We start from the raw sequence: 20,587 nt of genomic DNA on the forward strand, positions 1-20,587 counted from the left end.
GGCGACTCGCCCGGCGTCTGGTTTGCAGCTGTCTGATATCAACCGCGTCAGTGATTGTCTCGCGGCAGGTCCCAGGCGATGGCCCGGTACTTGGTCGCCGGTGCCAGCGTCATGCCGCGGTCGAGCGGTTCGACCATCGAGCGCTGGATCTCCTGCCATGGGGTCTGATGATCGCGATAGGGATAACCGCCGCTGGCCTCGAGCCTGGCGCGGCGTGCCGCCAGCTCGTCGACGCTGATCAGCAGATTGGCCTCGCCCCGCTTGAGGTCGATACGAATCCGGTCGCCACTCTCCAGCAATGCCAGACCACCGCCCGTTGCCGCTTCCGGCGAGGCGTTGAGAATCGAGGGTGAACCGGAAGTCCCCGACTGGCGCCCGTCGCCCAGACATGGCAGCGATTCGATGCCCCGCTTGATCAGTGCTTCCGGCGGTTGCATGTTGACCACCTCGGCCCCCCCGGGATGCCCCACCGGACCGGCACCGCGCATCACCAGAATGGTGTGTTCGTCGATCTCGAGTGCCGGGTCGTCGATGCGCGCATGATAATCCTCGGAGCCGTCGAAGACGGCGACCTTGCCCTCGAATGCGTCGAGATCGCCAGGGTTGGAAAGAAACCGGCGGCGAAAATCTTCCGAGATCACGCTCGTCTTCATCAGTGCCGAGTCGAACAGATTGCCTTTCAAGTTGAGAAAGCCCGCCGACTCCACCAGCGGGTGGTCGTAGCGCAGGATGACGTCCTCATCCTGGGTCTCCTGGCCGAAGCAGTTGGCTTGCAACGTCTGGCCGTTGACGGTCAGCGCATCGCCGTGGAGCCGCCCCGCCGTCAGCAACTCATGCACCACGGCCGGAACGCCACCCGCCCGGAAGAACTCCTCGCCCAGATAGGCGCCCGCCGGCATCACGTTGGCCAGCAGCGGGATATCGTGGCCGAGTCGCTGCCAGTCATCGTTGGTCAGCTCGATTCCGGCATGACGGGCGATAGCGTTGATATGGACGGGGGCATTGCTCGAGCCCCCCAGCGCCGAGCAGACGACGATGGCGTTCTCGAACGCCTCACGCGTCAGGATGTCGCTCGGACGCAGATCCTCCCACACCATCTCGACGATGCGCGCGCCGGTGGCGTAGGCGACCATTGGCCGCTCCTTGTAGGGTGCGGGGATCATCGCCGAACCCGGCAGACTCATGCCCAGCGCCTCGGCCATCGAGTTCATGGTCGATGCCGTGCCCATGGTGTTGCAGTGGCCGACCGAGGGCGCGGAATCGGCGATCCGGGCCAGGAATTCGGGGTAGTCGATCTCGCCGGTGGCGAGGCGCTTGCGCAGCTCCCACACGATGGTGCCGGAGCCGACACGATCCTTGCCGCGCCAGCCGTTGAGCATCGGCCCGCCGGACAACACGATCGCCGGAATATCGGCGGTGGCGGCGGCCATCAGACAGGCCGGCGTGGTCTTGTCGCAGCCGGTGGTCAACAGCACGCCATCGAGCGGATAGCCGTGGAGCACTTCGACCAGCCCCAGATAGGCCAGATTGCGATCCAGCGCGGCGGTGGGCCGGCGCACGTTCTCGTGAATCGGATGCAGCGGAAATTCGAACGGCACGCCGCCCGCCGCTCGAATACCGGCCTTGACCCGCTCCACCAGTTGGATGTGATGACGGTTGCACGGCGTCAGGTCGGAACCGGACTGGGCGATACCGATGATCGGCTTGCCGGAAGAGAGCTCTTCCAGGGTGATGCCGTAGTTCATGTAACGCTCGAGACACAGCGCCGTGGTGCCAGCGTGGTCGGGATTGTCGAACCACCAGCGCGACCGCAGCTGGTCGGAGGTTCGGCGGGGACGTTGGGGCATGTTCGGAACTCTCGCAAGCAAATTGAGGGGGCGTGCAGCTGCAGAGTCGCCGCCTGGCCCGCTGTACGTGAATGCAACGGTGGAAGCTGCCAGCCAGGGGCGACGATCGGTTGGGGGTTACAGCGCTTTCGCCGCTGAATAGCCGAAGTCCGCTTCGCCACCCAGGGGGTTGCGCAAGGGCCTGCCCAGCGCCGGCAGATCGATCTCGTAGCGATCACCCGGCTCGACCACGATCTTGTCGGCAAAGCTCAACGTGGCAGTGCCGAAGAAGTGGACGTGAACGTCACCTGGACGACGGAAGTTCCGGTACTTGAAGTGGTGATGTTCGAGGTTGGCCAGGCTGTGGGCCATGTTGCCTTCGCCGGTCAGGAACGGCTTTTCCCATAGTGTGCGGCCGTCGCGCACGATGCGACTGGTGCCTTCCAGATTATCCGGCAGTTCACCGATGAAGAGCTCCGGGCCGAAGCTGCAGGCACGCAACTTGGAATGCGCCAGCCACAGGTAGTTGAAACGCTCGGTGACGTGATCGGAAAACTCGTTGCCGATGGCGTAGCCGACTCGCCAGGGTTGACCATCCTTGCCCACCACGTAGAGACCGGCCAGCTCAGGCTCCTCTCCGGCGTCCTGCGCGAACGCCGGGGACGGGATTTCGGTTTCCGGCGCCACCACGCAGTCGCCGTCTCCCTTGTAGAACCACTCCGGCTGCGGCCCGACCGCGCCCGCCTCGGGCTTGCCGGCTTCCACGCCCATGCGGAACATGCGCATGGAATCGGTGAGTTCACTCTCATCGACCTTGTCGGCCGAATGCATCGCCGAGCGAGTGTCGGCACTGCCGAGATGCGTCAGCCCCGTCCCGGTGACCAGGCAATGCGCGGGATCGGGGTGCGTCAGTGGCGGCAGCAGGCGACGCTCGGCGACGATCTGTGCGTAATCGAGACGTGTCTCGGTCAGCGCCGACTCGACTACCGAGGCCAGCGACCTGCCCTCGTCGATGGCGCGCCTGGCCAGACCGTAGACGCCCTCGTCAGTCTCGATGACCTGGACCTCCCGATCATTGATGACCATCGCCACGGTCAGTCGGTCGTCGTTCAGGCACTGTATCAAGCGCATCGTGTTCTCCTTCCATCGATAATCGGTCATTGCCAGTCACGACGCCTCGACCACCATGGCGGGACGCCTCGAAAACTTATTGCTGCTGCGCCGCTCGTATCACGTTGCTCAAGATCCACCTCATCCGCCGCACCCGAGCGACGCGCTGGCAGAGCGTTGAGCTCGGCGCTCGGTGAAACCAGATAGACTGGCGGCGCAGCGACCACCCTTTGCCACTCCACGCCTATGTTGAACATATAGAAAATAAGTACAACATAGACTTTCGGAGCAAATACGCCCGTCGCGAACCGGCGTAATCTAGGTAGAGCAGTCGTCCGACACTGTCAGGATCGATCGAGATTTCAGCGCAATGATCTTGATAAACCTCAGTAAAATAAAACTCATCCCTGCGCCGTTAAGCACTGTTTTTCGATAGCCGTTCGTGATCCAGGTTCGGCAGTTATACCAATGTCTAGCCAATACGCTTATTGCACTCAATGGTCATAAATCATAGCTTCATTGGGCGAAATGCTTGTCCATAACCACATAAAATGACTCCCGCCGAGGAAACACGCCATGAAGACATCAATAACCCGAAGCCATCTCGCAGGATTGCTGGGATTGTCGTTGTTGTTGCCGCTGCCGGCGCTGGCCGACTATCCCGAAAAGCCGATCACGTTGATCGTGCCCTGGGCTGCCGGCGGGGGCACCGATGCAACCGCCCGAACCATCGCTGCCGCACTGGAAGAAGAGCTCGGTCAGACGGTCAACGTGGTCAATCGAACCGGCGGAAGTGGCGTGGTCGGACACACCGCCATGGCCATGGCCAAACCGGATGGCTACACGCTTGGCCTGATCACCGGCGAGATCAACATGATGCACTGGCAGGGACTGACGCAGCTCACCTACCAGGACTACACCCCCATCGCCCAGATCAACTACGACTACGCCGGCATTCAGGTGGCCGCGGACGGGCCGTTCGACTCGGTTCAATCGCTGGTCGACCAGATCAAGAGCGAGCCCGCGCGAACCTATACCGCGTCCGGTACCGGTCAGGGCGGCGTCTGGCACCTGGCATTCGCCGGGTTCCTGCTGGACCAGGGGATGGAAGCCGATCGCGTATCGTGGATTCCCAGCCAGGGTGCGGCACCGGCCATGACCGAGATGGCCGCGGGCAGTATCGATATCGTTCCCAGCTCGGTCCCCGAAGGGCGCTCGATGGTCGAAGCCGGCAAGGCGCGGAGTCTGGCGATCATGGCGCCGGAGCGGCTGGACAGCTTCCCGGATGTGCCGACCTTGAAAGAAGCGATCGGCAGTGACTACGCCATCGGTGAGTGGCGCGGCATCGCCGGCCCGAAAGGGATGGACCCGGCCATCGTCGACAAGCTCGAGACAGCGATCGAAACGGCCTACCAAAGCGACACCTACCAGAACTTCATGTCGAAGCAGGGGTTTGGCACCGAGTGGCGCGGTGCGGACGATTTCGGCAAGTTCATGGCCGAGCAGGATGAGCGCTTCGGCAAGATCGTCGAACAGGTAGGACTGGCCAAGTGATTCAACGACCCGACCGGGAGATGAATTCATGAGAGATTTCCTGCTCGGACTGGCGTTTCTGATCGGCGGCGGTGTGGTCATCGCCGTCGCCCAGACCTACCCGACCATGCCCTCGCTGCAGTTCGGGCCGTCACTGTTCCCTTCGCTGATCGGCGGGGGAATGGTGATCGGTGGCCTGGTACTGGCGCTGACCCGGGTGGGTCAGCTCAGAAGCGCGCTCGCCGGTCCCCGCTCCCAAGCGGCAAGCTACGACTATCGCGGTCTGCTGATCTCGCTGCTGCCCTGCGCGCTGATCGTGTTCTACATCCTGACCAGCGAGTTTCTGGGCGCATTGCCGTGCATGGCATTGGGCATGCTGATCCTGATGCTGATCCGTGGCGCCAAGCCTTGGCTGGCCGTGATGGTTTCGATCATCGTTGCTGCGGCGATCTATCTGCTGTTTTCACGCTATCTGCTGATCCCGCTGCCGGAAGGCATTCTGCTTCCTCAAAATCTCTTCGCCTGGTGACTGCCCATGGACGCTTTTCTGCAAGGCCTGGCAATGGTGTTCAACGTGCAGACGATGCTGGTCATCGTTGCGGCATCGGTGTTCGGGCTCTTCGTCGGTGCCATACCCGGCCTGACCGCCACCATGGCAGTGGCGCTTCTGGTGCCGATCACGTTCTACATGGACGCAACCCCAGCCATTGCCGCGATCGTGGCCACCTCGGCGATGGCGATCTTCGCCGGTGACATACCCGGTACCTACCTCAACATTCCGGGCACGCCGGCCTCGGCGGCCTATGTCGGGGAATCCTATCGGCTCGCCCAGAAGGGTCGGGCTCGCGAGACCCTTGGCACCAACCTGCTGTGCTCGGTCTTCGGGGGGCTGTTCGGCACGCTGGTGCTGGTATTCGTGTCACCCTCGCTGGCCGAGATGGCGCTCAACTTCAGCTCTTTCGAATACTTCTGGCTCGCCCTGCTGGGCCTGAGCAGCTCGATCTTCATCGCCATCGGGTCCCGGGTGAAAGCCTTCCTGTCATTGACGGTGGGTCTGCTGCTGTCGACCGTCGGGCTGGACATGATGAGCGGCGCGCCACGCTTCACTTTCGGGGTTCCCGATCTGATGGCCGGGGTCAATTTCATCCCGGTGATGATTGGCATGTTCGCGCTCAACGAAATCATGATGTTCTATGGCTCTCGCGCCGAAGCACGTCAGGTCCCGATAGCCTCGACGGACAGCGTGTTCCGCAAGGCGCCGGGGCATCTCAAGACCTACTGGCGCAACATGCTCCGAGGCAGCTCGCTCGGCACCCTGATCGGCGCGCTTCCCGGTGCCGGCGCGGACATCGCCGCCTGGATCGCCTATGCCCTCGGCAAGAGCCGCTCCAAGGAGAAGGAAAAATATGGCACCGGCCATATCGAGGGTATCGTCGACGCCAGCTCTGCCAACAATTCAGGCATCAGCGGCGCCTGGGTCCCGGCCCTGGTATTCGGCATTCCCGGCGACACCATCACCGCCATCGTGATCGGCGTGCTCTACATGAAAGGCATGAATCCGGGACCGACGATATTCATGAACGGTGGCGGTCAGGTCTACGCCCTGTTCACCGTGTTCTTCGTCGCCAACCTGATCATGCTGCCCATCGGCTACCTCGCCATTCGCGCCTCGAAGGTGTTCATTCTGACCCCGCGCAAGATGCTGATGCCGGTGATCCTGAGCTTCTGCATCGTCGGCGCCTTCGCCATCAACAACTCGATTACCGATATCTGGATCATGCTAGTCATCGGGATGGTGGCGTTCGTGCTCGCTCGCAACGACTTCCCGATGGCGCCCGCGATCCTCGGGCTGGTACTCGGCAGCACGCTGGAGAATAGCTTCATGAGCTCGATGCTGAAGTCCAACGGCGATCTGCTGGCCTTCTTCGAACGCCCGATCAGCGCCGGACTGGGCGCACTGGTCATTCTGATCTGGCTGCTGCCTTCACTGATCCGTCTGTTCCGTCGCAGGCGCAGCGCGCCACAACCCAGTCACAAGACGAGGTCCTCATGACCCGATACGATGCCGCCAGTCTGCGTTCGACGCTGACCACGCTGTTTGCAGAAAACGGGGCAAGTCCGGAGGTGGCCGAAACCACCGCCCGCATTCTGGTCGAAGGAGATCTCCTCGGCCATCACACCCACGGGGTGAAACTGGCCAACGGCTATCTCAAGGATCTCAAGGCCGGCCATGCCTGCGGCGACCACGAGCGACTCGAGATCCATCAAAACAGCCCTGTCGCGGCACTGTTCGACGGCCACTACCTGCTAGGCCCTTATCTGGTCCAGCGCGCCCTGGACCACAGTCGCGAGGCGGCAGGCGCGTTCGGCATCGGGATGGTCAGCCTCAAGCGCTCGCATCACATCGCTTGCCTGGCCGCGTATCTGCAGCCGCTGGTCGAGGCCAACCTGATTCCGCTGATTCTGACCTCGGACCCCGCGGTCGCTTCGGTCGCGCCGTTCGGGGGCCTGGATCGTGTCTACACGCCAAATCCCCTGGCGATCGGCATTCCGGGTCGAGAGCAGCCGCTGCTGATCGATGTCAGCATGTCGACCATTACCAACGGCACCGTCGGCAAGACCCGCACCGCTGGCGAAAAGCTGGATCACCCGGCGATTCTTACCGGCCACGGCGAAGTCAGCGATGACCCGGAGGACTATTTTGCCGAACCCCCGGGCAGCATTCTGCCGCTGGGAGAGTTGGCCTTCGGTCACAAGGGCTTCGCCCTGGGGTTGATGGTCGAAGCCCTGACCTCCGCTCTTTCGGGCTTTGGCCGCAAGGATTCCCCCGAGGGCTGGGGCGCTTCGGTCATGGTCATGGTGATCGATCCGGCCCGTTTCGGTGGCACGGAATCCTTCCTCGACGAAACGGACCACGTGGCCAAACGCTGCCTCGCCAGCCGGCCGCGCGACCCCGAAAAGCCGGTTCGGTTGCCCGGCCAATCCGGCTTGGCCCGGCGACGAGACTATCTCGAGAACGGCATCCCACTGCCGAAGGATGTGGTCGATGCCATGCGCGAAGCCGTGGCAGACTCATCCTTGGCAGGAACGACCCCGTTCGGTTGAATACACAGCCTCAAAACCTTCTATTTCCCCGAGGAGTTCGCTTTTCCATGGCCCCAACCTACCAAGATCACTGTCTCCCCGACGATGCCGAGCGCGCACTGTTGGCCGGCAGGGCATGGCTCGCTGACAATGCGGGCCGTGAAGGCCCGGCGCTGGTAGCGCTGCGCGGAGAGGTACTGGTCGATCTGTCGGCCCATGTCTCGACCATGGCCGACCTGCTGGAGCGCGACGATGCCGCCTGGGTCGTTCGCGAAGCGCCAGCCGATGCCATCGGCACGCTGACCGAAGTGCTCGCCAATAGCCATGCGGATACACCGCAGGCGCCCTATCTGCTGGCCCCCTGCGACGTACAGGCGATCAAGGCGTGCGGCGTGACCTTTGCGGTCAGCCTGCTGGAGCGAGTCATCGAGGAGCAGGCCGGCGGGGATCTCAAGCGCGCCGCGGAGCTGCGCCAGGAGATCCAGTCGTTGATTGGCGGCGATCTGTCACGGATCAAGCCGGGTTCGAACGAGGCGATGGCACTCAAGACAGAACTGCAGGCGCGCGGCGGCTGGTCGCAGTACATGGAAGTGGGGATCGGTCCCGACGCCGAGGTGTTCTCCAAGGCGCAGCCGCTGTCGGCCGTCGGTCACGGCGCACGTGTCGGATTGCACCCTGCCTCGGAGTGGAACAATCCGGAACCGGAGATCGTGCTGGCGGTGGATGCCGAGGGGCGTGTGCGGGGCGCAACGCTCGGCAACGACGTCAATCTGCGCGACGTCGAGGGCCGCAGCGCGCTGCTGCTAGGCAAGGCCAAGGACAACAACGCTTCCTGCTCGATCGGTCCGTTCATACGCCTGTTCGACGACCATTTCGGTATCGACGACGTGCGCAGTGCCCAGGTATCGCTACGCATCGAAGGGAACGATGACGACTTCGTGCTGGAAGGACGGAGCGACATGCGCGAGATCAGTCGCGACCCGCTGGATCTGGTGGCGCAGACCTACGGCGCCCATCACCAGTATCCCGACGGTTTCATGCTGTTTCTCGGCACCATGTTCTCGCCGATTCAGGATCGTGACGGCGAAGGCCAAGGCTTCACTCACCATATCGGTGACCGGGTCACCATCTCGACACCCAAGCTGGGTGCGCTGAGCAATGTCGTCGACCGCAGCGACCGGCTGCCGCCGTGGACCTTCGGTATTCGCGCGTTGATGGCCCACCTCAACTCGCGTTGAGATCGGTCCACGACGACGTTCGAACCCACCGGTCATCCGTTGCCGTCGTCAGCCCGTCAAGGGCCGCTGGCGACGGTAGTCGCGCTCAGAGAGCATCGCGCATCAGCAAGGTATCGATGAACTCGGCGACCACGTCGGAAATCTCCTCGCCCTTGCGCGTCAATACGCCGTAATAGCCCAGCGGCTCGCCGATCACCAGCGGCAACGCCGTGAACTGGCCGGCAGACACGGCCGTCTTGAGTATCGACGTCGGCAGCAAGGCGATGGCATCCGATGCGCTGACCAACTGCAGTGTGGTCTGTGTCGATGTCGTCTCCACCACATTGCGCGGCGTCGAGACACCTGCCTCCGCCAATGCCACCTCGAACAGCCCTCGCATCGGGCTGCTCATGGGGTGCAGCACCCAGGGCCAGCGCACGACCTCGCCAAGGCTGGGTGGACGCTCGCAGAGCGGATGGCCCGCTCTCACCACGATCGAGACCGGCTCCGCCTGCAGCGGAAGGAAGTCGAACAGATGGTGCTGAGCATGCTCGGTGACACGACCGATCATCACATCCAGACGCTTGTACTCCAGTTCGGCCAGCAACCGGTCGCTGGAGTTCTCGAACAGAGTGACCGCCAACTGCGGGCGCCGTGACTTGATCGTATTGATCGCCTTGGGCAACAGCAGCGGCGCGGCGCCCGGCACCGAGCCGATGACCAGCTTGCCGTATCCGCCCTCGCGCAGCGATACAAGGTCATCGATCAGTCGGTCGGTGTCATTGAGGATACTGCGGGCATAGCGCACCAGGAGACGGCCGGCATCGGTGATCTCCATCGTCCGGGGCTGTCGGTAGAACAGCGTCATGCCGAAGAACGTCTCGATATCCTTGAGCATCTTGCTCGCCGCCGGCTGACTCATGTTCATGTGACGCGCCGTGGCATGGAGATTGCGACTGTCGTCCAACGTGACAAGTAGCGCAAGGTGCTTGATACGCAACCAGCCCTTGACGTGAATACGACTATCGTCGGACATCGTGGTCATCCGAATAAGCCTTTGGTCTATAACAATAACCCCCGGTTATCGGGGTAACATAAAAAAAGATTAGCCACCGGACTATACCGCCAATTACGCTATCGAAACATCGAAAAAGAGGCGCCGATGACTAACGATAAATCGACGTATCGACGCTAGAAAACCAGAAAGTCATTCATAAATAGGAGGCGTAATTTCATTACCACGGCATCCAACACGCCCTCCTGCTTTTCAACGATTCAATAGCGATTTTTCAAGGAATTATCTCAACATGCCCAAGATCCAGCGGGTCGAGGTTCAAGACATCCGTTTTCCGACTTCTCGCGAGCTGGATGGCTCGGACGCCATGAACGCGGCACCGGACTATTCGGCCACCTACGTCATCCTGCATACCGATGCCGACGATGGCCTCACCGGCCACGGTCTGACTTTCACCATCGGCCGCGGCAACGAGGTCTGCGTGGCCGCTGTCGAATCGCTGGCCTCTCGCCTGGAAGGACGATCGCTTTCGGATATCACGGCCGACATGGGCGCCTACTGGCGCGAGCTGACCAGCGGCGATAGCCAACTGCGCTGGCTGGGGCCGGAAAAAGGCGTCATCCATCTGGCCAGCGCCGCGATGATCAATGCCATCTGGGATCTGTGGGCCAAACGCGAAGGCAAGCCGGTCTGGAAGCTTCTGGCCGACATGACGCCTGAAGCGCTGGTCCGCTGCCTCGATTTCCGCTTCGTCACCGATGCGTTGACGCCGGAAGAGGCAATCGGCCTGCTCAAGCGCCGTGAAGCGGGCAAGGCCGAACGCGAGGCCGCCATGCGCGAGCATGGCTACCCCGCCTACACCACATCCGCCGGCTGGCTGGGTTATTCCGAGGACAAGATGCGCGCGCTCTGTCGCGAGGCCATCGCCGACGGTTGGGAGCACTTCAAGCAGAAGGTCGGTGGCGACATCGAGGAAGATCGGCGACGTGCCCGCATTCTGCGCGAGGAGATCGGCGAGGAACGCCTGCTGATGATGGATGCCAACCAGATGTGGGATGTCGACGAGGCGATCGTCAACATGCGAAGGCTGGCCGAGTTCCGCCCCCACTGGATCGAGGAGCCGACCAGCCCCGACGACGTGCTGGGTCATGCCGAGATTCGTCATCGCCTGGCACCGATCGGTGTCGCGACCGGCGAACACTGCCATAACCGGGTGATGTTCAAGCAGCTGTTTCAGGCCGATGCGATCGACTTCTGCCAGCTCGATGCCGCTCGCCTGGGCGGGCTCAACGAGGTGATCGTGGTACTGCTCCTCGCTGCCAAATACGACATTCCGGTTTGCCCGCACGGCGGGGGCGTGGGTCTGTGCGAATACACCCAGCATATCTCGATGTTCGATTACATCGCGGTGTCCGGCTCGCTGGAAGGCCGACTGCTCGAATACGTCGACCATCTTCACGAGCATTTCGTCGATCCGGTACAGATGCGTCGGGGACATTATCTCGTACCGGAAGCGCCCGGCTACAGCGTCACCATGAAGGCGGACTCGCTGAGCGCACACCAGTTTCCCGGCGGCAGTGCCTGGCAATAGTGGTTCAGGAACCGCTGACACGGGCACCTGAAGATCAACCCATGGCGTCGCTCATGCCGCCACCCCGAGCATTCGGGCACCGCCGACACCCGGCGGCGCCGTTTCGCAGGCCACACAGGCTTTTCACGCCATTCACGCTATTCACTTCACTAACGTTCTGGAGTTGAAAATGACAACAATCACACCTTCCCATCGCACGACTCATCCAAACACGCGCCCCGCCCGCACACGTTCCTCGCTGACAACGCTGATGGCAGCCGCGCTGCTGAGCTTGACCAGCCTGTCGGCGGTGGCTGCCACCGAAATGCCTCCTTTGCCGGACGTCACCGGTGATGTCGTCAAGGGCGATGGCAACGACTACAACCTCAAGTTCAACATCGGGCTGACTCAGTCCAGCGCGCAGTATCGTGGCCTGGAGTATTTCAAGAAGATCGTCGAGCAGCGCAGCGACGATCATATCAAGGTGCAGACGTTCCATAGTGCCCAGCTCGGCGACGATCTCCAGTCGGTCAGCGCCCTCCAGGCCGGCACGCTGGACATGACGGCGCCTTCCACTTCACCCATGGTCAGCATGTTCCCGCAGTTCGCGGTGTTCGACCTTCCTTTCCTGTTTCCGACACCCGAGATCGCCGACAAGGTGCTCGACGGCGATATCGGACAGCAGATGCTCAAGGACGCCTCGACCAAAGGACTGGTGGCTATCGGCTGGTCCGAGAATGGCTATCGTCAGCTGACCAACAGCGAACATGCCGTGACCTCTCCCGCCGATCTCGATGGCCTGAAAGTCCGCACCATGCAGAACCCGATCCATCTGGATATCTGGCGAACGCTCGGCGCCAACCCCACCCCGATGTCGTTCGCCGAGCTGTTCACGGCGCTCGAGCAGGGCGTGGTCGACGGCCAGGAAAACCCGTGGATCACCATCGAGTCCTCCAAGTTCAACGAGGTGCAGCCATACGCCACCGAGACAAACCACGTCTACACGCCGTTCATCACGCTGGTCTCCGAGCGCACCTGGAACCGGCTGCCGGAAAGCTATCAGCAGCTGCTGCGTGATGCCGCCAAGCAGATGGGCGACTACGAACGCCACGTCAGCCGTGTCATGAACGATCAGATCAAACAGGAACTGAAGGACGATGGCATGAAGATCACCGAGCTGACGCCGGAACAGGTCGCCGTCTTCCAGCAAGACCTGGCCCCGGTCTACGACGACTGGCGTGACAAGATCGGCGGCGACTTGATCGACCGCATCCGCGCCGAGTCGAAGGTCGACTCGAAGTAAGTGTCGCTTCGCCGTCGGCGCATGGGCGCGGGCGGCGAACCTTGAAGGATTACGGAGATCATGATGAGTGCCGACACCCCTGCTACCCGGGGTCTCCTGGGCTGGCTGCGTCAAACGCTGGAAATCGCTGCCGGGCTGCTCGTGCTGGGCGTCGTTTTCTGCGTCACGGCCAACGTCTTTGGCCGCTTCGTTCTCAACTATTCCTATACCTGGGCCGAGGAACTGTCCCGGGTATTGTTCATCTGGCTGGTGCTGCTGGGTGCCGGCGTCGGCAGTCTCGGCAACGAGCACGTGGCGGTCACCTTCTTCCGCGACAAGGCCCCTGCCGGGCTGCGCAAGGCTGCGGCGTTGCTGAGCATCGCCATCGTCTACGTCGTCTGCATCTGCATCCTGCTCGGGTTCAACGAAGTCATCTCGGGCTACACCAGCGCCACCCCGATGCTGGGCATTCCGCAGACCTTTCTCTATAGCGCCATGCCGGTAATGGCGATCCTCACCATAATCGCCAACACCATCGCCCTGGTTGGCCTGTTTCGGAGCAAGACGCCATGATCCTGTGGAGCATCCTGATAGGGCTGGCGGTCTGTATCGTCATTGGCATGCCGATCTCGTTCGGTCTGGCGGCCATCAGCCTGTTTATTTTCTTCGAATCCGGCTACTCGCTGTCGCCGATCGTCTCCCAGGCGGTCAACGGGCTGGACTCCTTCCCGCTGTTGGCGATACCGCTGTTCATCCTGGTCGGGGAAGTGATGAGCGCCGGGGGGATCGCGACACGTCTGGTTCGCCTCGCCAGTGCGCTGGTGGGCTTCGTCGCCGGCGGTCTGGGTCAGGTCGCAGTGTTGACCTCGATGTTCTTCGGCGGCATCAGCGGCTCCGCCGTCGCCGATGCCTCCGCCGTGGGCAGCATGATGATCGAACCCATGAAGCAGCATCGCTACAGCGCGCCGCTGGCGACCGCGATCGTGGTGGCGGCATCGGTCGTCGGCATCATCATCCCGCCATCGATACCGATGATTCTGTTCGGCGTTGTCACCAATACCTCGATCTCGCAGCTGTTCATGGCGGGAATCGTGCCCGGCATCCTGATCACGCTGGGGCTGGCGGTCACGACTTACGTACAGTCTCGCAAGAACGGCCGCGGCCAGCCGTTTTCCGTGCCTGAGCTGTTCGCGGCGCTGAAGGAATCGCTGCTGGCCCTGCTGCTGCCAGTCATCATCGTCGGCGGCATCCTGTCGGGCGTGTTCACACCGACCGAAAGCGCGGCGATCGCGCTGGTCTATGCCTTCGCGGTATCGTTTTTCATCTACCGTAGCCTGACGCTGAAACGCTTCTTCGAACTGTGTATCGCCACTGGAAAACTCACCGGCGTCGTGATGTTGCTGCTCGCTTTTGCCAGCGTCCTGGCCTGGCTGCTGACGGCCAACATGATTCCACAGCAACTGGTGGTCACTCTCTCGACCATCACCGAGAACCAGTTCCTGTTGCTGCTGATACTGACGGGCTTCCTGCTGGTGGTCGGCTTTTTCATGGACCTCACGCCGGCGATGGTCATCCTGGCACCGCTGATGACCCCGGTCGTGGTCAAACTGGGCGTCGATCCGGTCTATTTCGGCGTGCTGATGTCGTTCGTTCTGGGGATCGGCTTGATCACCCCGCCAGTGGGAACGGTGCTCTATGTCGGCTGCGGCGTGGGCAAGGTCGGCATGGAGAGTCTGGTCAAGAGCCTGCTGCCGTTCTATTTCACGCTGGTCGCCCTGCTGGCACTGTTCCTGATCTTCCCTCAAATCGTGCTGTGGTATCGCTGACGTGAGGGGTTCCGATGAGATCGAGTGTTTCGACGAAGCGGTTTTTGACGATGTTTCGAGAGGTGACCCATGACCACGCGTGAAGCGCTATTCGACGACCTGTCGGCGCTGCTGGGCAAGCGCGGGCTGCTGACCGATGGCGGCGACATGGAGCGCTATCGTGTCGACTGGCCGGGCTATCGCGGCGCCGCGCCGCTGGCCGTCGCCCGTCCCTCGACGACGCGCCAGGTAGCAGACGTGGTCAGCTACTGCCATCGTCATGATATCCCGCTGGTGCCGCAGGGCGGTCACAGCGGGCTGGTTGGCGGCGCGCTGCCTGATGCGGATTATCCCGAGCTGGTCCTCAGTCTCGAGCGGATGACCGCGATCCGCCATGTCGACCCCATCAATTTCACCATGAGTGTCGACGGCGGCTGCGTGCTGCAGTCGATCAAGGATGCCGCCGCCGCCGCCGACTGTGATTTTCCCCTCTCGTTGGGGGCTCAGGGAAGCTGTCAGATAGGCGGCAACGTCTCGACCAACGCCGGCGGGCTCAACGTGCTGCGCTACGGCATGATGCGTCAGCTGGTTCTGGGGCTGGAGGTAGTGCTGCCGGACGGGCGTATCTACAACGGCATGAAGGCGCTGCACAAGAACAACACCGGCTACGACCTGAAGCAGCTGTTCATCGGCGCGGAAGGCACGCTCGGCATCGTCACCGGCGCAGTGCTCAAGCTTTTCCCCCGCCCCCAGGTCAGCCGGACAGCGCTGCTGGCTTGCCCGGATATCGACGCGGTGCTCAAACTCTATGCGCTAGCACGCCGTAGCTGTTGCGATCTGTTGACCGCTTTCGAACTGGTCCCGCGCACCTGTCTCGAGCTCGCCATGGAGGCGTCACCCGAGTTGCGCGATCCACTGGAGACGCCGTCGCCGGTCTACGTACTGATGGAAGCGGCGGCGAGCGGGCCGGCAGATCTCGACGCGATGATCGAGAACCTGTTCGAGCGCGGTTTCGAAGCCGGCGCGCTCACCGATGGTGTACTCGCCAGCAGCGAAACGCAGGCCCGCAACCTGTGGCACATTCGCGAAGCGATGCTCGAAGGTCAGCGCAATCGCGGCGAGCACCTACGTACGGATATTTCGATACCGATTTCCTCGCTGAGCGCGTTTCATGAACGCGCCTCCCACGAGATTCAGGATCTGTACCCCCAGGCGACGGTCATCGCCTATGGCCACATCGGCGATGGCAATCTTCATTTCAACATTCTGCCGCCGCCCGGCCTCGAAGCCGACGAACGCGCTGCACTGCTGCATGAGCTGGAGGAACGACTGTTCGGTATCGTCGACGACTTCGACGGCAGCATCAGCGCCGAGCACGGTATCGGTCGCTTCAAGCAGAGCGCTTTCCTGGAGACGCTGTCGGAGCCGGAGTACGACATCATGCGAGGCCTCAAGCATCTGCTGGATCCGAGGTGCCTGATGTCGCCAGGTCGCATTCTCCCCCGCCCCATCGATTGATGCGCCCGGGTTCGCCCGGCGCGCTCGATTTTGCTCAGGAAGCCTCGCCATGCACGACCCTAACGCGGTTCAGGACAGCCAGATCGTTGGTTTCATCGGCACCGGCATCATGGGGGCGCCCATGGCCGGTCGCCTGGCCGCGGCCAGGCATCGCGTTCGCGCCTGGAATCGCACGCTCGACAAGCTGACCCCCTTACAGCAAGCCGGTGTCGAAACGGCCAGTTCGCCCGAGGCCGCTGCACGCGGCGCCGATGTGGTCATCGTCATGCTGAGCGCGGGGCCCGTCTGCGACGAGATCCTGCTGGGAGACGACGGCGTCATTGCCACGATGTCACCCGGCAGCATTCTGATCGTGATGAGCTCGATCCCCGTGGAGACGGCTCGCCATCAGGCCGACATCGCCAATCGCCACGACGTCGGCTACCTGGATGCGCCGGTCTCGGGGGGCGAACGCGGCGCCATCGACGGCACACTGGCGATCATGGCCGGTGGCGAGGTAGAGGTCTTCGATCGTTGCCGGGCCTTGCTGGGGGTTCTTGGCCGCCCGACGCATGTCGGGCCCGCGGGAAGCGGTCAGTTGGCCAAGCTCGCCAACCAGATGATCGTGGCGAATACCATCGCCACCGTGGCGGAAGCCTTGCTGCTGGTGGAACGCGGCGGTGCCGATCCCGCGCAGGTGCGGATGGCGTTGATGGGCGGGTTCGCGGACTCGACGATCCTCAAGATGCACGGTCAGCGCATGCTCGAGGAGGACTTCGCCCCGGGCGGCGCGGCCAAGTGGCAGTACAAGGATACCCAGACGGCAATGGCCCAGATGTCGCAGCTGGCGCTGGATCTGCCCATGAGCCGTCAGGCCGATGCGCTGTTTGGCGACATGCTGAGCCATGGCGATGGCGAGCTGGACCACAGCGCGCTGATCCGGGAGTTGCGCCGGCGCAACGGCATGCCGATCGACTGAGCTCACGACACGACGGGCAGCCGGCGATCTGCCCGGTTAGCGCTGGCTCAACCAGCGCAGATATCCCGGCGCCCGTAGTTCGCCGGCGTGCCTGAAATTGGCCAACCGCTCCTGAACCAGTGACTCCGACGTTTGAAGATGCCGATACAGCGCCGCGCTGGCCGACGCCGGACGACGCGCCAGCATGTCTTCGAAGACCTGCCGATGCGCGGCGAAGAATGGATCGCCGGGCGGCAATTCGATCTCCTCACCCAGCAGATGTTTACTGATCAACAGGATCGGTCGCGTCCGTTGGAGCATGATCAGGATCTCGGAATTGCCACCATGCTCCAGCGCTTCATGATGCAGATCGTTTTCCAGCGCATCGAGCTGGCTGGCCTGAACCCGGGGATAACGAGCCTGGGCGCGATCCAGTCTATCCAGATAGCGCTGGATGGCAGCATCGGAGATCCGCTCGCAGGCGCGCGCGATCATGAACGGCTCCAACTGGCGGCGGGCATCATACAGCTGATGCAATCGCTCGTTATCCAGCGGCACCACATTCCAGCTGCTGTACTTGATCTTCTCGACGACACCGAGCGACTGCAGCTGCAACAGGATACGGTAGGTCGTGGCACGACTGACGTCCAGCGACTTGGCCAGTTGCAGCTCATTGAGCTCGAGACGACCCTTCATCGAGCAGAGCACGATGTCGTGCTCGACCTTTTCCGCCAAGGCGCGCCAGGAATCCGTGCGTTTGACCGAAGCCCTGCCGCCCGCCGCGCGAAAATCCGCGGCGGTCAGCGAACGACGTACGACCGCGCGAGGCTCGCGCCCCACCAGAAACCCCCGCCCCTCGAAGCGACTGATGGCGCCTTCCTCGTGCAGCCGACCCAGGGTCTGGCGTACCGGCGAGCGACTCATGCCGAAAATGTCGGCGATGTTTCCCTCGAGCAGTACCAGCCCGGGCTCCAGATGACCGCTGGCCATGCTGCGCAGCAGCGCTTCGTATAACTGATCCTTGAGCGTCTTGGCCATCGACCTCGTTTCCGCCACGTATCGGGAGCAAGTGTATCGGGAGCGCGTGAACCGGCACGTGCCACGATTCAGCGATAACGAGTATTGCATACAAAGATCGTCACTGACTGTCCGACCTAGGGACTAGGCGCTGTCTGAAAAGTCGACGAGCGACGGCAAGACCGGGGCGCGTAGCCAAGGCAAGAATCGATGAAGACGGAGCGGGCTGGCGTACCCGTTTACGCGGTGTCAATGAGCATCTTGACCGGGCTGGCGCACCAGCCGATTTTTAACGCCGCATGGCCGAGCGCAGGCAGTTTTCAGACAGCGCCTAGCACCTGATACGCGGGGTGATCACAAGAAAAGCGCCGCCCACATCAGTGGGCGGCGCTTTGACGATAGCAGGCATCGCTATCGGATATCACTCGTTTGCGTCGGTCCAACTCGGGTCAGACCCGCTCGGTTTCAGGCGCGAGAGCGACGAACCGGGGCATCGCCATCGGTGCGGCGACGCGGCGCGCGTTCGGGCGCACCGTCATCCTCGGAGATTTCCAACGGCCGCCCACCAACACGAGCACGAGCCATCTTGGTCAGAATCGAGGCGGGCAGACCGCTCGGCAGCTCGACCACGGAGAAGGCGTTGCGAATATCGATACGACCGATTCGACCGCCTTCGATACCGCCTTCATTGGCCAGCGCGCCGACCAGTTGGCCCGGCTTGACGCCGTCCTTGTGGCCTACCGAGACGCGATAACGCGTCATGCCTTCACGCGGCGTGCTTTCGCGACGACGCGGTGCGCGCTCGCGGCTGCTGTCACGACCACCACTCTCGCGTCCCGTCTCGCGGCGAGCCGGCGAGTTGGTGATGCGACCGATCGGGGCTTCGCCACCACGTGCCAACGTCGCCAGCGCCGCTGCCAGATCGATCGGGTCATGACCCTCCTCGACCAGCTTCTCGATCAGTCCACGCTGATGATCCGCGCCAGCTTCGAGCATTTCGCGCAGACGCGCACTGAAGCGATCATCCCGGTGCGCGCGAATGGCCGCGTCGTCGGGTAGCGGCATCTCGGTCATGGACTGGCCGGTCGCCTGCTCGACCCAACGCACTTTGCGGGACTCGCGGCCACCGGCGAAGGTAATGGCGATGCCGTCTCGGCCCGCACGGCCGGTACGACCGATACGGTGAATGTAGGCTTCGGAATCCTGCGGCAGGTCATAGTTGACCACGTGCGTGATCCGCGGCACATCGAGGCCACGAGCCGCGACATCGGTTGCCACCAGCACGTCGACCTTGCCACGCTTGAGACGCGTCACGGTACGCTCGCGCAGGCTCTGATCGAGATCGCCCGACAGCCCGGCTGCGTTGACGCCGCGCGCGGTAAGCTGCTCGACCAACGTGGTACAGGCAGCACGAGTACGGACGAACACGATGGCCGCGTCGACCGCTTCGATTTCCAGGATACGGGCCAGCGCCTCCAGCTTGCTGGGGCCTTCGACACGAACTACCCGCTGCTTGATGTTCTCGCCGGTGCTGATCTTGGAATCGATCGCGACCTTGACCGGATCGACCAGATAACGATTGACGATACGCTCGATCTCGCTCGGCAACGTGGCCGAGAAGAAAACCCGCTGGGCGTCTTTCGGCGTGTCTGCCACGACGCGCTTGACGTCATCGATGAAGCCCATGCGCAGCATCTCGTCGGCTTCGTCGAGCACCAGGGCTGACAGACCGTCGAGCTTGAGGCTTTTGCGATCCAGGTGATCGATGATGCGACCGGGCGTGCCGACGACGACCTGAGCGCCACGCTTCAGCGCCGACAGCTGCTCGCGATAATCCTGGCCGCCACAGAGAGTCGCGATTTCCAGGCCTTTCAGATTCTGACCGTACTTCGAGAACGAAACGGCAACCTGCTGCGCCAGTTCCCGAGTCGGCGCCAGCACCAATACTTGCGGTTCACGCCGGCCGAGATCGAGACGGCTCAGCAGCGGCAGCGCGAACGCTGCGGTCTTGCCGGTACCGGTCTGCGCCTGGCCCAGCATGTCACGCCCTTCCAGCAGCGCAGGGATGGTCTGCGTCTGGATCGGCGAAGGAGTTTCATAGCCCAGGGTTTCGAGGGCAGTCAGTACTTCCGGCAATAGAGCCAGATCGCCAAAGCTAGGCGAAGCAGTAACAGTCGAGGTCATTTCACACCTTGGAGTTGCCGGTAGGCACCGGCGAAAATGTCATGGCATTAATGGCGTGATCACCACTGAATGCCGGTCGCACCAGGCATTGCGCTTATCACTCCGTGATTCACGAAAGCGATAGCGTATGTGGCGACCTTGATGCGCCCGGTTGCTTGAAACATCAACCGATCTAGGCGCTCCATCGTTGCATCCGGACGCGAAAACGGCAGAGCCGTGCGTCATGTACGAGATACGTCCGGTGCTGGGCATCGACTCACAGGTCGATGGCGTCGATTACAGACATATCGGCAGGATGGTGGGGTCAACACATGCGAGGAGGCGCTACTATACCATCGATGTAGGCGCTTCACCACCGGAACGTAAAAATCCTACCCGCGGGACGCTGGGCGGCCCGTTCAGAGAGGCACGTCTGAACGAGCTCCAGGCACCCTTCCGCCGGCCTACCCGGCACGGGATGATACTCACCGCCGAACCCCGTAGACTGCG

Annotated in this window: 16 protein-coding genes; 11 read left to right on the forward strand and 5 right to left on the reverse strand. The window is 62.5% G+C overall.

The window, feature by feature from the left end:
• Positions 1-47 precede the first annotated feature (47 nt).
• Both DOM36_RS08930 and araD1 read right to left on the reverse strand, forming a co-directional pair.
• Entirely contained in the window at positions 48-1,847 is a 1,800-nt protein-coding gene (locus DOM36_RS08930; protein WP_110642758.1) for an IlvD/Edd family dehydratase, read from the reverse strand.
• A gap of 117 nt (positions 1,848-1,964) precedes the next feature.
• On the reverse strand, positions 1,965-2,957 hold the full coding sequence (araD1, locus tag DOM36_RS08935; RefSeq protein ID WP_075570356.1) for an AraD1 family protein: 993 nt from the start codon (positions 2,955-2,957) through the stop codon (positions 1,965-1,967).
• 555 nt (positions 2,958-3,512) lie between these two features.
• Here araD1 and DOM36_RS08940 point away from each other — a divergent pair.
• Genes DOM36_RS08940 through DOM36_RS08960 form a run of 5 tightly spaced genes read left to right on the forward strand, consistent with a single transcriptional unit; the run spans position 3,513 to position 8,791 of the window.
• A complete protein-coding gene (locus DOM36_RS08940) occupies positions 3,513-4,490 on the forward strand; it encodes a tripartite tricarboxylate transporter substrate binding protein (RefSeq protein WP_075570357.1) in 978 nt (325 codons plus the stop codon).
• A 28-nt stretch (positions 4,491-4,518) separates the two neighbouring features.
• Positions 4,519-4,998: a tripartite tricarboxylate transporter TctB family protein gene (locus tag DOM36_RS08945; protein ID WP_110642760.1), complete on the forward strand. Its 480-nt coding sequence runs from the start codon at positions 4,519-4,521 to the stop codon at positions 4,996-4,998.
• A 6-nt stretch (positions 4,999-5,004) separates the two neighbouring features.
• Entirely contained in the window at positions 5,005-6,522 is a 1,518-nt protein-coding gene (locus tag DOM36_RS08950) for a tripartite tricarboxylate transporter permease (protein WP_110642762.1), read from the forward strand.
• Entirely contained in the window at positions 6,519-7,574 is a 1,056-nt protein-coding gene (locus DOM36_RS08955; protein ID WP_110642764.1) for an Ldh family oxidoreductase, read from the forward strand. The genes DOM36_RS08950 and DOM36_RS08955 overlap by 4 nt, the downstream gene beginning before the upstream one ends.
• A gap of 47 nt (positions 7,575-7,621) precedes the next feature.
• Positions 7,622-8,791: a fumarylacetoacetate hydrolase family protein gene (locus tag DOM36_RS08960; RefSeq protein ID WP_110642766.1), complete on the forward strand. Its 1,170-nt coding sequence runs from the start codon at positions 7,622-7,624 to the stop codon at positions 8,789-8,791.
• Between the two features lie 85 nt (positions 8,792-8,876).
• Here the strand turns inward: DOM36_RS08960 and DOM36_RS08965 are convergent, their stop codons facing one another.
• A complete protein-coding gene (locus DOM36_RS08965) occupies positions 8,877-9,806 on the reverse strand; it encodes a LysR substrate-binding domain-containing protein (RefSeq protein ID WP_075570482.1) in 930 nt (309 codons plus the stop codon).
• Between the two features lie 271 nt (positions 9,807-10,077).
• Between DOM36_RS08965 and DOM36_RS08970 the strand changes: the two genes are divergently transcribed.
• The 6 genes from DOM36_RS08970 (at position 10,078) to DOM36_RS08995 (ending at position 16,918) form a co-directional block, all read left to right on the forward strand.
• Positions 10,078-11,376 carry an L-fuconate dehydratase gene (locus DOM36_RS08970; protein WP_075570362.1) on the forward strand — a complete coding sequence of 433 codons (1,299 nt, stop codon included), beginning with the start codon at positions 10,078-10,080 and terminating at the stop codon, positions 11,374-11,376.
• Between the two features lie 169 nt (positions 11,377-11,545).
• Complete coding sequence (locus DOM36_RS08975; RefSeq protein ID WP_083941800.1) at positions 11,546-12,658, forward strand: TRAP transporter substrate-binding protein; 1,113 nt, start codon at positions 11,546-11,548, stop codon at positions 12,656-12,658.
• 63 nt (positions 12,659-12,721) lie between these two features.
• Positions 12,722-13,210, forward strand: coding sequence for a TRAP transporter small permease (locus tag DOM36_RS08980; RefSeq protein WP_075570483.1), 489 nt, complete (start codon positions 12,722-12,724; stop codon positions 13,208-13,210).
• The gene (locus tag DOM36_RS08985; RefSeq protein ID WP_110642771.1) at positions 13,207-14,463 is read left to right on the forward strand and encodes a TRAP transporter large permease; all 1,257 of its coding nucleotides are present in this window, start codon (positions 13,207-13,209) and stop codon (positions 14,461-14,463) included. Before DOM36_RS08980 ends, DOM36_RS08985 begins: the two co-directional genes overlap by 4 nt.
• Before the next feature lie 69 nt (positions 14,464-14,532).
• On the forward strand, positions 14,533-15,960 hold the full coding sequence (locus DOM36_RS08990; RefSeq protein ID WP_110642773.1) for an FAD-binding oxidoreductase: 1,428 nt from the start codon (positions 14,533-14,535) through the stop codon (positions 15,958-15,960).
• Positions 15,961-16,009: 49 nt separating this feature from the next.
• On the forward strand, positions 16,010-16,918 hold the full coding sequence (locus DOM36_RS08995; protein ID WP_110642775.1) for an NAD(P)-dependent oxidoreductase: 909 nt from the start codon (positions 16,010-16,012) through the stop codon (positions 16,916-16,918).
• Between the two features lie 36 nt (positions 16,919-16,954).
• On the opposite strand, the gene DOM36_RS09000 is transcribed toward DOM36_RS08995, so the two are convergent.
• Complete coding sequence (locus DOM36_RS09000; RefSeq protein ID WP_110642777.1) at positions 16,955-17,935, reverse strand: GntR family transcriptional regulator; 981 nt, start codon at positions 17,933-17,935, stop codon at positions 16,955-16,957.
• A 444-nt stretch (positions 17,936-18,379) separates the two neighbouring features.
• Positions 18,380-20,098 carry a DEAD/DEAH box helicase gene (locus DOM36_RS09005; RefSeq protein ID WP_075570367.1) on the reverse strand — a complete coding sequence of 573 codons (1,719 nt, stop codon included), beginning with the start codon at positions 20,096-20,098 and terminating at the stop codon, positions 18,380-18,382.
• Between the last annotated feature and the right edge of the window lie 489 nt (positions 20,099-20,587).

The organism is Salinicola sp. CPA57, assembly GCF_003206035.1.
GTDB lineage: Bacteria > Pseudomonadota > Gammaproteobacteria > Pseudomonadales > Halomonadaceae > Salinicola > Salinicola socius.